Origin of the sequence: Pseudomonas sp. A-RE-22 (assembly GCF_019956035.1) — a bacterium.
In the GTDB taxonomy this organism is placed as follows: Bacteria; Pseudomonadota; Gammaproteobacteria; order Pseudomonadales; family Pseudomonadaceae; genus Aquipseudomonas; species Aquipseudomonas brassicacearum.
Window position 1 is genome coordinate 46,913 of the sequence record NZ_JAHBCZ010000066.1, and the last position, 12,641, is coordinate 59,553.

General features: G+C 59.0%; 10 protein-coding genes. All 10 read left to right on the forward strand.

Features of this window, described 5'->3' with window-relative positions:
- The first annotated feature begins 48 nt into the window (after positions 1–48).
- Positions 49–2,943: a TIGR00180 family glycosyltransferase gene (locus KGA89_RS25735; RefSeq protein ID WP_223472837.1), complete on the forward strand. Its 2,895-nt coding sequence runs from the start codon at positions 49–51 to the stop codon at positions 2,941–2,943.
- Between the two features lie 342 nt (positions 2,944–3,285).
- Entirely contained in the window at positions 3,286–4,212 is a 927-nt protein-coding gene (locus tag KGA89_RS25740) for a ketoacyl-ACP synthase III (RefSeq protein ID WP_027912745.1), read from the forward strand.
- A 279-nt stretch (positions 4,213–4,491) separates the two neighbouring features.
- A complete protein-coding gene (locus KGA89_RS25745) occupies positions 4,492–5,340 on the forward strand; it encodes a flagellin domain-containing protein (protein WP_027912744.1) in 849 nt (282 codons plus the stop codon).
- 72 nt (positions 5,341–5,412) lie between these two features.
- Positions 5,413–5,778 (forward strand): flagellar protein FlaG, encoded by a 366-nt coding sequence (locus KGA89_RS25750; RefSeq protein WP_027912743.1) that lies wholly within the window; start codon positions 5,413–5,415, stop codon positions 5,776–5,778.
- An 82-nt stretch (positions 5,779–5,860) separates the two neighbouring features.
- Positions 5,861–7,291 (forward strand): flagellar filament capping protein FliD, encoded by a 1,431-nt coding sequence (fliD, locus tag KGA89_RS25755; protein ID WP_027912742.1) that lies wholly within the window; start codon positions 5,861–5,863, stop codon positions 7,289–7,291.
- Positions 7,292–7,422: 131 nt separating this feature from the next.
- Complete coding sequence (gene fliS / locus KGA89_RS25760) at positions 7,423–7,818, forward strand: flagellar export chaperone FliS (protein WP_003199073.1); 396 nt, start codon at positions 7,423–7,425, stop codon at positions 7,816–7,818.
- A gap of 11 nt (positions 7,819–7,829) precedes the next feature.
- Complete coding sequence (locus KGA89_RS25765; RefSeq protein WP_027912741.1) at positions 7,830–8,126, forward strand: hypothetical protein; 297 nt, start codon at positions 7,830–7,832, stop codon at positions 8,124–8,126.
- Positions 8,127–8,295: 169 nt separating this feature from the next.
- Positions 8,296–9,771: a sigma-54 dependent transcriptional regulator gene (locus KGA89_RS25770; RefSeq protein WP_027912740.1), complete on the forward strand. Its 1,476-nt coding sequence runs from the start codon at positions 8,296–8,298 to the stop codon at positions 9,769–9,771.
- Positions 9,772–9,881: 110 nt separating this feature from the next.
- On the forward strand, positions 9,882–11,090 hold the full coding sequence (locus KGA89_RS25775) for a sensor histidine kinase (protein ID WP_411740622.1): 1,209 nt from the start codon (positions 9,882–9,884) through the stop codon (positions 11,088–11,090).
- A 5-nt stretch (positions 11,091–11,095) separates the two neighbouring features.
- A complete protein-coding gene (locus KGA89_RS25780; RefSeq protein WP_027912738.1) occupies positions 11,096–12,490 on the forward strand; it encodes a sigma-54-dependent transcriptional regulator in 1,395 nt (464 codons plus the stop codon).
- Positions 12,491–12,641 lie beyond the last annotated feature (151 nt).

Consider the following 12,641-nt stretch of genomic DNA (forward strand, 5'->3'; position numbering starts at 1 on the left):
ACTCCCGGTGTTGCTGATACGGCGCCACCCACTCGTTAAGGAATGAATATGCAAAGCAATGTCCCAACAGGATCGGCTGCGCCGTTGAGTGAACGGTTTACCCTGGTGCTGCTCGCTCACGACCAGTCGACAGCCCTGCGGCGGGCCTTGCGCCATTACCGCGACAGTTCGTTCGCCGTACTTGTGATCGACTCATCAAGCTTGCTCGACGCTGATATCACGGCAGCATTTCCCGGCGTGCAATACCTGCATGCGCCCACGGCGGGAGGTTTCGGTGACAAGGTTCGCCAGGCCGTCGAGCGAGTTGCCACGCCTTACATGGCGATTGCCGATGCCGAGAGTTTCCTGCTGCCCCTAGCGCTCGAACAAGCGTTGAGTTTCCTCGAGGCACACGCCGAATACGGTGCCTGCCAAGGCTACAGCCTGGCGTTCGAGGCCCATGCCGACCATGTCGACTATTACTTGCTCGATCGCAAGGGCAGTGAAGATTACTCCGGCCCATCGGCCGAGGCCCGGTTGGCCGTGTTTGCCGAGGATTGCCCGTCATTGGTCAGCGCACTCACGCGCACTGAAACCCTGCGGCGCAGTTACGCGTCGTTGCCCGTCGGTTTTGATTCACGGTTGCAGGAGGCCGGCCATTGCTTTGGCTTGGTGTCGGATGCAAAGGTTCGCTTGCTGGACATTGCTTATGGTGTGCACGAGCGCAGTCGCGTAGCGAAGCCACGGAGCCCGGTTGGCATGGCGCCTGGTGCCGAGGACTTGCGAGCAGTCGCTGAACAGGAACGCATGGGCACGATGCTGGCCGACGCCTTTGGCACGGATGCTTCGGCGCGCGAACATGCCCTGGCCATACTCAAGAAGCTGGTCGAGCGCTCGGTGCCGCAGGCAGGGAAACTGTTCGAGTCGACCTGGGATTCGCGGCGTGGCGAACCGGTTCGGCGTTTCGAGCCGACGCAATACGTTGAGTTGCCGTTTTATAACCAGGCTTTTTTCGACGTGCTCACCTCGCTGGAATTCCTGCTTCACGCGGCGCCAAGCGGGCAGGTGCAGTTGAAGGAGCTGGAAGCCGTCATGCTCAAGCAGAAGGAGCTGTCTCGCCCCCAGCGCAACACCAGCGCCGAGCCGCTTGATGTACAGCTGGCGAGGGCTTTCCTGAGCTATGCCTTCAACCAGGATCTGGTGAAGCAATTGCTCGAGGTCATGCAGGCCAAGGGTGACACGCGCTACGTGCAAATGATCCAGGCCTGGGAACAACGGCTCAAGGCAGCGGCGTTTGAAAATACCGCGAGGTTGTTCGACACCACGCGCTCCGGTCAATTGCTGCGCTGGCTCGAGGCGCGTGAACCCAGCGCCAGTGAAGCCCAGAAAGTGTCCAAATACCTGGCTGCTCGCAACGGGGGCCCGACATTTGGCATTTTGCTCCTGGATCTGGACGCTGACGTCTTCAAGATGCAGGCAACCTTCGACAGCGTGATCAATGGCTATTGCCGGGCGTTCAAGATTGTCGTGTTTACTACTGGCGACCTGCCGGCCGAGACCACACCGCAGCATGTCCTGCATTTCGTCAAAGTCAACGAAAGCAATTACGTCGACAAAATCAATCAGGTTGTCAGCCAAAGCGATTGCGATTGGATGGTCATGGCCGAGGCCGGCGATGAATTGACACCGGGCGGCCTGTTCCGCGCGGGGGTGGAATTGCTGGCTGCGCCACAGTGCCAGGCCGTGGCTATGGATGAGTTCCAGCGCCAGCCTGACGGGACGCTGACCGACGTCTTCCGGCCAGGGTTCAACCTTGACTTGCTGCAAAACGCCCCGGCCTTGATGGCCCGTCATTGGCTGGTACGCCGCGAGACGTTGGTAAGACTCGGCGGTTATTCGCGCGAGTTCAAGAATGCGCTGGAGTTCGACCTGCTGTTACGTTTGATCGAGCAGGGCGGCCTGGAGGGGCTTGCCCACCTGGATGAGCCTCTGTTGACTTGCCAGGCGCTGCCGGTGGAAGACAATGCCGACGAGCGCAAGACATTGCTGCGTCACTTGGCGGTTCGTGGTTATCAGGCTGACGTGAGCGCGGTCGTGCCGGGCACGCACAAAATCGATTACCGCTTTGCCGAGCGCCCTCTGGTGTCGATCATCGTCCATGGCATTGGCGATCTGACGGCGCTACAACGTTGCCTGCTCAGCGTACTGCAGCGCACCCGATATCAGCGTTACGAAGTATTGGTCCCCACCGGGACAGCGAACCATTCCGTGCTGCGCACCTGGCTTGATGGCCAGGGGCACCAGGCCAGTCGCGTTCGGCTGTTGGATATCGAACCGAATGTCGCGACGGGCACCTGGATCAACGCTGCCAGCCAGGAGGCCAAGGGCGAGTATCTGGTTACCCTGGCGGCCGACAGTGAAGTGGTCAACGTCAACTGGATCGAATCGCTGCTCAACCAGGCCTTGCGTCCGGAAGTCGGTGTGGTAGGCGCCAAGCTGGTCGAGCGCGATGGACGTATCACCCAGGCCGGCCTGGTCCTGGGCTTGAATGACGAAGTGGGCTCGGCCTTCGTCGGCGAGCCGAAGACCGCCAGAGGCTACATGAACCGGTTGGTCGTCGAGCAGAATTGTTCGGCGGTGTCTTTTGCCTGCTTGATGATTTCCAAACAGCTGTTCAACGCTGCTGACGGCATAGACAGCGATTTGTTCGACGATGCCTTGGGTGACGTGGACCTGTGCCTCAGAGTCGGCCAGGCCGGGTACCTGACGGTATGGACGCCACACGTGCAGGTAATCCAGTCCGGCGTGCTGGCGAGTACGCCAGAGGCGCGTGCGGCGCTGCGTGAGAAGTGGTCCGAAGCACTCGCCCAGGATCGGTTCTACAACGGCAATCTGTCGCTGGAAGGCGCGGGTTTCGCTCTCGGCCCGGTGCGCAACGTACCCTGGGCCGACTTGCTCAACTGATCTGCCGGATAGCCTCCCTTGCGGGGCTTTCCATCAATGCCGGCAGGTAAAAACCTGCCGGCATCTTCCGCGAATTACGCTGCCATCCCCGAGTTTTCTTTCCGGTGTCCTATGCCATCACGGGAGACGTCGCGGCTTTGTTTGCCATGAAAAAATGCCTTTGCAGAACAAAACGGCGTGACGCATAGGTCATAAAGTGCATCTTCACTGTATTGTATTCCCCGGAGTGGAGGCCTGTTCGTTCGCCGGACAAGGCGTCAGCCCTCGGGAATCAACCATTTTTGAAGCGCCCCTGAGCTTTTGGGGGTGAACCTAGTCGCAGTACATGATCGGGAAGCCATGATGATTGGCATAAAAAGCATAGCGAGTTATGTGCCGACCGCTGGTGTGGATAACTACGCTCAGGGTGCCAAATTCGAGAAGGATGAAGAATTCATCCTTGGCAAGATTGGTTCGGCGTTCCTGCCGCGCAAAGACGCTGACCAGGAAACCTCGGACCTGTGTGTCGAAGCAGTGAATGCATTGTTCGCCAACAACCCGCAGCTTTCGCGTGAATCCATCGACGCATTGATCGTTGTCACCCAGAACGGTGATGAAGAGGGGCTGCCACACACGGCCGCCATCGTGCAGGACAAGCTCGGCCTGCCGACCCATGTGGCGGCGTTCGATATATCGCTGGGTTGCTCGGGCTACGTATACGGCATTTATGCCCTGAAAGGCTTCATGGAGGCCGCAGGGCTGAAGAACGGGTTGCTGGTCACCGCCGATCCGTATTCGAAGATCGTCGACCCTGAAGACCGCAACACCACCATGTTGTTTGGCGATGCCGCCACCGCCACGTGGATGGCCGAGGGCGCCAGCTGGCAGTTGGGCAAGGCGAAGTTCGGCACCGATGGTTCCGGCGCGCCACACCTGAAGGTCAGCGATGGGGTGTTTTTCATGAACGGCCGCCAGGTCTTCAACTTCGCCCTGTTGAAAGTACCCGCTCATTTGCACGAACTGCTGGACGAATCGTCGCTGCAAGCCAGTGACATCGACGCGTTCTGCATCCACCAAGGCAGTGCGGCGATTGTCGATGCCGTGGCGCGGCGTTTCGAGGGTGAACCTGAGAAGTTCATCAAGGACATGGTCGAGACTGGTAATACCGTGTCGTCGAGCATTCCGCTGCTGCTGGAAAAGCACGTGCTGGATGCTGACTGGAAGCGCGTGGCGATAAGCGGTTTCGGTGTCGGCCTGTCGTGGGGATCGGCGATTCTTTATCGCGATTGATCTAATCGCCTTTCTTCCAATAGCGCTTCAGGTTGACCTGTAGCGCTATTTTTTTGCCCGCGACGTCGTTCTGCGGTTTCTTGACGCCATTTTTCGGGCCTTCACCCTCGGCTAAACCCTTGTTTCTCAAGGGGTGGCAGTCTGCTAGCAAATTTTTTGAAAAAAGCCCTCAAGCAAGTTCCTAATCCGACGATAACTATTACGAAGGTTCTCTAGGCCACACCCCCGGCGGTTGCCAAGGGCCGGAAGCCGCAGTACCCAACCAACGAGGAATTCGTCATGGCTTTAACAGTAAACACTAACGTCACATCGCAGAACGTTCAGAAGAACCTCAACCGGGCTTCCGACGCTCTGTCCACTTCGATGACCCGCCTGTCTTCCGGCCTGAAAATCAACAGCGCCAAAGACGACGCCGCCGGCCTGCAGATCGCTACCCGTATGACCTCGCAAATCCGCGGTCAGAACATGGCGATCAAAAACGCCAACGACGGTATCTCCATGGCGCAGACCGCTGAAGGCGCGATGCAAGAGCAAACCAACATTCTGCAACGTATGCGTGAACTGGCCATCCAGTCCCGTAACGACAGCAACAGCGCAGATGACCGTATCGCTCTGAACAAAGAGTTCTCGCAGATGAGCGACGAACTGACCCGTATCGCCAACAGCACCAACCTGAACGGCAAGAACCTGCTTGACGGTACCGCCAGCACCATGACCTTCCAGGTCGGTTCGAACACCGGTACGGACAACCAGATCACCCTGACCCTGAGCGCCAGCTTCGACGCTACAACCCTGGGTGTAGGTTCTGCGACCACCATCGTTGGTTCCGACAGCGCTACTGCTGAAAGCAACTTCTCGGCCGCCATGGACGCGATCACCAGCGCCATCGATACCATCAACGCCGCCCGTGCTGACCTCGGTGCTGCCCAGAACCGTCTGAACAGCACCATCTCCAACCTGCAGAACATCAACGAAAACGCCAGTGCTGCACTGGGTCGCGTACAAGATACCGACTTCGCTGCTGAAACTGCACAACTGACCAAGCAGCAGACTCTGCAGCAAGCGTCTACTTCGGTTCTGGCCCAGGCCAACCAACTGCCATCCGCTGTACTGAAGCTGCTTCAGTAATAGCCGGATGAGTTTTAGCGGGGGAGTGCGCTTGCGTGCTCTCTCGCTTTTTCCGTTCAAGAGGTGATGGACATGGATATGAGCGTGAAGCTGAACTTGTCTTATCCAGCGGCGAAGCCGGCACCTACCGTGGCCGACAAGCCGGTGGAGAAGCCTCAAGCCGAGGTTGCTACCGTGACCCCGGTCAAGGAAGCTCCTAAAGACGCTGCCGCCGAGCAGGACAAACTCAAGAAGGCCGTTCAGGAAATCGAGAAGTTCGTTCAGTCGGTCAAGCGCAACCTGGAGTTCTCTATTGATGAGCCTTCAGGCAAAGTAGTGGTCAAAGTGATTGCCAGTGGTTCCGGTGAAGTGATTCGCCAGATCCCGAACGAAGAGGTTCTGAAACTGGCCAACAGTTTGAATGATGCAAACAGCTTGTTGTTCAGCGCCGAAGCCTGACAACTGGCACGAATTTTGTTGCTATGTTCTTTTGGGCGTTGTAAGGGTCAAAAGGCCGGCGACACACTGAAGGGAGTCCCACATGGCAAGTCCAATTCTACCTGGCTTGGGTCTAGGCTCTGGCCTTGATACCACCGCAATCGTCAAGGCGCTGGTCGATTCCGACAAGGCCGCCAAGCAAGGTCAGATCACCCGAGCGACGACGACGACTACCAACAGTATCTCCGGGGTGGGAACCCTGAAGTCGTTGTTGGCGGCTTTCAATACCGCGATGAAGGACTTGTCCAGCACAACGACCCCGCAATTCTCGGGTTTTGCTGCAACGTCTTCCTCTCCCGGTGTCCTCACCGCTACCGCCAGCAACTCGGCGGTGAATGGCACTTACGCAATCAAAGTCACCAACTTGGCCACTGCGTCCAAAGTCACTTCGGCGGCTTTCGCTGGTGGTACGACCAGTGCCATCCCATCGGGTACGATGACCATCTCGCAGAAGGGGGTCAACTACAACCTCAATGTGCCGGATGGTTCGACCCTGCAATCGGTCCGTGACGCGATCAACGCCGACTCTTCGCTCAAGGCTGCCGGTGTCAGTGCGAACATCATCACCGATTCTTTCGGTTCGCGCCTGGTGTTGGGTTCAACCACTACCGGCGCAGGTTCCGATATCTCGGTGAGCGGCATCGCGGGGCTGGAGATCGATGGCACGAACGTTGTGGGTGCCGGCACTGATCCGCTGACGGCCACTTCGGCGGGTGCCATCGGGGCCCTGGCCATGGACGCTAATTTCACTGTCGATGGCATGAAACTGACGAGCCAGAGCAATACGGTAAGCACGGCGATTTCCGGATTGACGTTGAACTTGCTCGGAGTAGCAGACGGCGGCACTTCAACCGTTACCGTGGCGCCGAACAACGATGGCCTGAAAGCCTCGATCCAGAAATTCGTCGATGCCTATAACGCGATCGCCAATAGCGTCACCGCACTGACCAAGCCGTCGCTCGACGATGATGGGAAGCTGACGGTGTCGGCAAAATTGACCGGTGACGCGTTGCCTCGCTCGCTGCTGGCGGCGATTCGAACGCCCTTGTCTGAAACCGGCGCCGGCGACAAGCTGACGTCGCTGGCTCAGTTGGGTATTACCACCGATCAGAAGACGGGTGCGTTGAACTTCGATAGCGTCAAATTCACCACAGCGATGAACGATAAAAAGCTCAGCGGTGAAGTCCAGACGTTGTTCACGGGCACCAATGGCTTGCTGGAGCGCATGGGCAAGGCTATCGAACCCTATACCCAGACTGGCGGTATCCTCGATCAGCGGACCACAACGCTGAACAGGACCCAGGCCCGGCTGAAGAACGATCAGGAAGCCCTGGATCGCCGGGTTGTGACCCTGACCGCCACGCTGACCAAAAAATACAACGACATGGATACCCTGGTCGGCAAGCTGAAAGCCACCGCCAGTAACATCACCTCCATGTTCGAAGCGATGGCGGCCCAGCAGAAAAACAGCTGATTTTCGAGCGATGCAAAAAGCCCGGCAACGTTTTGACAACGTTCCGGGCTTTCGGCTTTTCGGTCTAAAGTTTTTTGACGCAGCGTCGATACGCTGTTTATACGAACTGAAGTTTTTAGATGAGGTAGAACATGAATCCGATGTTGGCCCTTCGCCAATACCAGAAGATTGGCGCCCAAGCGCAAACCTCCGAAGCGAGTCCCCATCGTCTTGTTCAGATGCTCATGGAAGGCGGGCTGGATCGTATCGCCCAAGCCAAGGGCGCGCTGGAGCGCAAGGATATTGCAAACAGAGGCATTCTGATCAGCAAGGCCATCGGCATCGTCGGTGGTTTGCGTGAAGGCCTGGACCTGGAAAATCGGGCCGAGTCGGTCGCTGAATTGGACGCTCTTTACGCTTACATGATGAAACGTCTGGCCGAAGCCAACGTCAAGGCCGATGCGAAGATCCTCGACGAAGTCGCCGATCTGCTTCACACGGTCAAGGAAGGCTGGGATGCCATTGCCGCGCCTGGTCCGCAATTCTAAGGAGTGCTCTCATGAGTCTTGTCCTGCAGCGAATCGAACAAACCCGTGATGCCTTGGTTGATGCCCTGGCCGAGCGAAACTGGGAGGCCATCGGTCAGTTGGACCTGGCTTGCCGTTCCTGCATGGAAGACGTCCTGGGCGAGTCCCAGGTGGATGAGGCGGCGTTGCGGATCAATCTTGAGGAGTTGCTAGGGGTGTATCGGCAATTGCTGGAGGCGGCGACAGGAGAGCGTCAGGCGATCGTCGACGAGATGCAACAGATCCATCAAGCACAGAGCGCGGCAAAGGTTTACCATCTGTTCGGTTAATGCTCAGTTAATCCGAGCTCGTTGCGCCATAAATTTGACTGTGCGCGGTTTTTTGACTTAACTAGTAACTGTTTACAGATTTAAGGCGTCTACAGGCATGACAAGTCTGCAAGCGTCTAGCTTGCCCCCTAATTTCGGGCATTGGGTTGACTAGGGAAGTTGCTATTGCATGTGGCGTGAAACCAAAATTCTCCTGATCGATGACGATAGCGTCCGCCGCCGCGACTTGGCGGTGATCCTGAATTTTCTTGGAGAAGAAAATTTACCCTGCGGAAGCCATGACTGGCAGCAGGCTGTCGGCTCATTGTCGTCCAGTCGTGAAGTCATCTGTGTCCTTATCGGGACCGTAAATGCTCCCGCAACGCTTTTGGGCTTGCTAAAGACACTCTCAACCTGGGATGAGTTCCTTCCGGTTTTGTTAATGGGCGAAAATTCTTCCCTTGACTTGCCTGAGGACCAGCGCCGCCGAGTACTTTCCACGCTCGAAATGCCGCCCAGCTACAGCAAGCTGCTTGATTCGCTGCATCGCGCGCAGGTTTATCGCGAGATGTACGACCAGGCCCGTGAGCGCGGCAGGCATCGCGAACCCAACCTGTTCCGCAGCCTTGTCGGCACCAGCCGGGCGATCCAGCACGTGCGCCAGATGATGCAGCAGGTCGCCGATACTGACGCCAGCGTGCTGATCCTGGGCGAATCGGGCACCGGCAAGGAAGTGGTTGCGCGCAATCTGCATTACCACTCCAAGCGCCGCGAAGCGCCGTTCGTGCCAGTCAACTGTGGCGCGATCCCGGCCGAGTTGCTGGAGAGCGAGCTGTTTGGTCATGAGAAGGGCGCCTTTACCGGCGCGATCACTAGCCGCGCCGGGCGTTTCGAACTGGCCAATGGCGGTACGCTGTTTCTCGACGAAATCGGCGACATGCCGCTGCCGATGCAGGTCAAGCTGTTGCGGGTCCTGCAGGAGCGCACCTTCGAACGCGTGGGCAGCAACAAGACCCAGAGCGTCGATGTGCGAATCATTGCCGCCACGCACAAGAACCTCGAGAGCATGATCGAGGTTGGCAGTTTCCGCGAAGACCTCTACTACCGCCTCAACGTTTTCCCGATCGAAATGGCGCCACTGCGCGAGCGGGTCGAAGACATTCCGTTGTTGATGAACGAACTGATCTCGCGCATGGAGCACGAAAAGCGCGGTTCGATTCGTTTCAACTCGGCGGCGATCATGTCCCTGTGCCGTCATGGCTGGCCGGGCAACGTCCGTGAACTGGCCAACCTGGTGGAGCGCATGGCGATCATGCACCCGTATGGGGTGATCGGCGTGAACGAGCTGCCGAAGAAATTCCGCTACGTCGACGATGAAGACGAGCAAATGGTCGACAGCCTGCGAAGCGACCTGGAGGAGCGGGTGGCAATCAATGGTCATACGCCGGATTTCACCGCCAATGCCTTGTTGCCGCCCGAAGGCCTGGATCTCAAGGATTACCTGGGAGGCTTGGAACAAGGGCTGATCCAGCAGGCGCTGGACGATGCCAATGGTATCGTGGCCCGCGCCGCAGAACGCCTGCGCATCCGCCGTACCACCCTGGTGGAGAAGATGCGCAAGTACGGCATGAGCCGTCGCGACGGAGATGAACAGGCGGATGATTGACGCCTGTTTTCCAACCGCCTGATTTTCAGGCGGTTTTTTTTCGGCACGGGTATTGCTATAGCCCTCGCAACGTTCCGTTTAACTGACGGTCAGCCAAGCGAGAGAGCACGATGACCCAAGTCGCCCAGATGTCTCCTGTCCCTGAGCCGGGACACATGCCGTCCGCCGAGCAGGCAAGCCGGCTAGGACTTGAGCAGGCATTTTCGCTGTTCAACCAGATGTCCAGCCAACTGACTGATTCCTACAGCCTGCTCGAAGCCCGGGTCACCGAGCTCAAGGGTGAGCTGGCCGTGGTCAGCGCCCAGCGCATGCAGGAGCTGGCGGAAAAGGAACGCCTGGCTAATCGTCTGCAAAATCTCCTCGATCTGTTGCCCGGTGGCGTTATCGTCATCGACGCCCACGGCCGTGTGCGCGAAGCCAACCCCGCGGCCTGCGAGTTGCTCGGCCTGCCGTTGGAAGGCGAGCTGTGGCGGCATGTCATCGCCCGCTGCTTTGCGCCCCGTGAAGACGATGGTCATGAGGTCTCCCTCAAGGACGGTCGGCGCCTGTCCATCTCGACGCGCTCGCTGGATGCCGAGCCGGGGCAGTTGGTGCTGCTCAATGACTTGACTGAAACCCGTCACTTGCAAGACCAGCTGGCTCGCCATGAGCGCCTGTCTTCCCTGGGGCGGATGGTAGCGTCGCTGGCCCATCAGATTCGTACGCCGCTTTCTGCCGCGCTGCTCTATGCCAGTCATCTGACTGAACAGCAATTGCCGATGGAAACTCAGCAACGGTTCGCCGGACGCTTGAAAGAGCGCCTGCACGAACTGGAGCACCAGGTGCGCGACATGCTGGTATTTGCTCGCGGCGAGCTGCCGTTGACCGACCGTGTCACCCCCAAGGCCTTGCTGCAATCCCTGCAGGCCGCGGCGTTGACCCATGTACAGGAGTTGCCGATACGCTGGCAGTGCGACAGCCACGTCGGCGAAGTGTTATGTAACCGCGACACGTTGGTGGGCGCGGTGTTGAACCTTATCGAAAACGCGATCCAGGCCAGCGGCGGCGACGTCCGGCTGAAAGTGCACTTATATACACGCGATCACACCTTGCGCCTGTGTGTCAGCGACAACGGCAGTGGTATCGCGCCGGCCGTGCTGGCGCGCTTGGGCGAGCCATTTTTCACCACCAAGACCACTGGCACCGGCCTGGGCCTGACCGTGGTCAAGGCTGTGGCGCGTGCCCATCAGGGAGAATTGCAACTGCGCTCGCGGCTGGGCCGTGGCACCTGTGCGACGGTGTGCTTACCGCTGTTTTCCAATGCGCCAGGGGTGGAGTGAAAGCAATGGCGATCAAGGTGTTACTGGTTGAGGATGACCGGGCCCTGCGCGAGGCGCTGGCCGATACGCTGGTGCTGGCCGGGCATGACTACGCCGCCGTCGGTTCGGCGGAAGAAGCGCTGCAAGCAGTGGGCCGCGAAGCATTCAGCCTGGTGGTCAGTGACGTCAATATGCCGGGCATGGACGGCCATCAATTGCTCGGCCTGTTGCGCGCCCGTCAGCCGCAACTGCCGGTCTTGCTGATGACTGCCCACGGCGCCGTCGAGCGAGCGGTGGATGCCATGCGCCAGGGCGCCGCGGATTACCTGGTCAAGCCGTTCGAGCCAAAAGCGCTGCTGGACCTGGTCGCGCGTCATGCCTTGGGCAGCCTCGCGGTCGAGGGCGAAGGCCCGGTGGCCATTGAACCAGCCAGTGCGCAACTGCTGGAATTGGCCGCGCGGGTGGCGCGCAGCGACTCAACCGTTTTGATTTCCGGCGAGTCCGGTACGGGCAAGGAAGTGCTGGCGCGCTATATCCATCAACAGTCCCGACGCGCCAGCGAACCGTTCATCGCCATCAATTGCGCGGCGATTCCCGACAACATGCTCGAGGCGACATTGTTCGGCCACGAAAAGGGCTCGTTCACGGGGGCTATCGCGGCCCAGGCCGGTAAATTCGAACAGGCCGACGGCGGCACGATCCTGCTCGATGAAATTTCCGAAATGCCGATGGGCTTGCAGGCCAAGTTGCTGCGGGTATTGCAGGAGCGAGAAGTGGAGCGGGTCGGTGCGCGCAAGCCTATCAGCCTGGATATCCGCGTGGTGGCGACCACCAACCGCGACCTGGCCGGCGAAGTGGCGGCGGGGCGGTTTCGTGAGGACCTCTACTACCGTCTGTCGGTATTCCCGCTGGCCTGGCGTCCGTTGCGCGAGCGCACCGCCGATATCCTGCCGCTGGCTGAGCGTCTTCTGAACAAGCACGTCAATAAAATGAAGCATGCGGCGGCGCGGTTATCAGCGCAGGCTCAGGCCTGCCTGATTGCCTACCCATGGCCGGGAAATGTCCGAGAGCTCGATAACGCCATTCAGCGGGCCTTGATCCTGCAGCAGGGCGGCTTGATCCAGCCGGAGGATTTCTGCCTGGCCGGGCCGGTGGCCTGCGCGCCGTTGCCTGCTCTGTCTCCAGTACCAGCGGCGGCCTTTGCCTCTGCGGTGGAAGTGGAGGGCGAGTCGGCCGGCGCCTTGGGAGACGATCTGCGTCGTCGCGAGTTCCAGATGATCATCGACACCCTGCGCGCCGAACGCGGTCGTCGCAAGGAAGCGGCCGAACGCCTGGGTATCAGCCCGCGTACCCTGCGCTACAAACTGGCGCAAATGCGCGACGCCGGCATGGACGTCGAGGCTTATCTGTTCGCCAGTTGAATAAGCGCCAAAAATCCCTGTGGGAGCGAGCTTGCTCGCGATAGCGGTGGGTCAGTCAAGTCGAGGTCGGATGTGATGGGTTATCGCGAGCAAGCTCGCTCCCACAATGGAGTTGTGCGCGCATTTGTTTTTTGCGGCCATGGAGCTGGCA

What these genes read in the sequence shown, in the direction of transcription:
- KGA89_RS25735 (WP_223472837.1), top strand. Translation starts at nt 49, where the DNA reads ATGCAAAGCAATGTCCCAACAGGATCGGCTGCGCCGTTGAGTGAACGG.
- KGA89_RS25740 (WP_027912745.1), top strand. Translation starts at nt 3,286, where the DNA reads ATGATTGGCATAAAAAGCATAGCGAGTTATGTGCCGACCGCTGGTGTG.
- KGA89_RS25745 (WP_027912744.1), top strand. Translation starts at nt 4,492, where the DNA reads ATGGCTTTAACAGTAAACACTAACGTCACATCGCAGAACGTTCAGAAG.
- KGA89_RS25750 (WP_027912743.1), top strand. Translation starts at nt 5,413, where the DNA reads ATGGATATGAGCGTGAAGCTGAACTTGTCTTATCCAGCGGCGAAGCCG.
- fliD (WP_027912742.1), top strand. Translation starts at nt 5,861, where the DNA reads ATGGCAAGTCCAATTCTACCTGGCTTGGGTCTAGGCTCTGGCCTTGAT.
- fliS (WP_003199073.1), top strand. Translation starts at nt 7,423, where the DNA reads ATGAATCCGATGTTGGCCCTTCGCCAATACCAGAAGATTGGCGCCCAA.
- KGA89_RS25765 (WP_027912741.1), top strand. Translation starts at nt 7,830, where the DNA reads ATGAGTCTTGTCCTGCAGCGAATCGAACAAACCCGTGATGCCTTGGTT.
- KGA89_RS25770 (WP_027912740.1), top strand. Translation starts at nt 8,296, where the DNA reads ATGTGGCGTGAAACCAAAATTCTCCTGATCGATGACGATAGCGTCCGC.
- KGA89_RS25775 (WP_411740622.1), top strand. Translation starts at nt 9,882, where the DNA reads ATGACCCAAGTCGCCCAGATGTCTCCTGTCCCTGAGCCGGGACACATG.
- KGA89_RS25780 (WP_027912738.1), top strand. Translation starts at nt 11,096, where the DNA reads ATGGCGATCAAGGTGTTACTGGTTGAGGATGACCGGGCCCTGCGCGAG.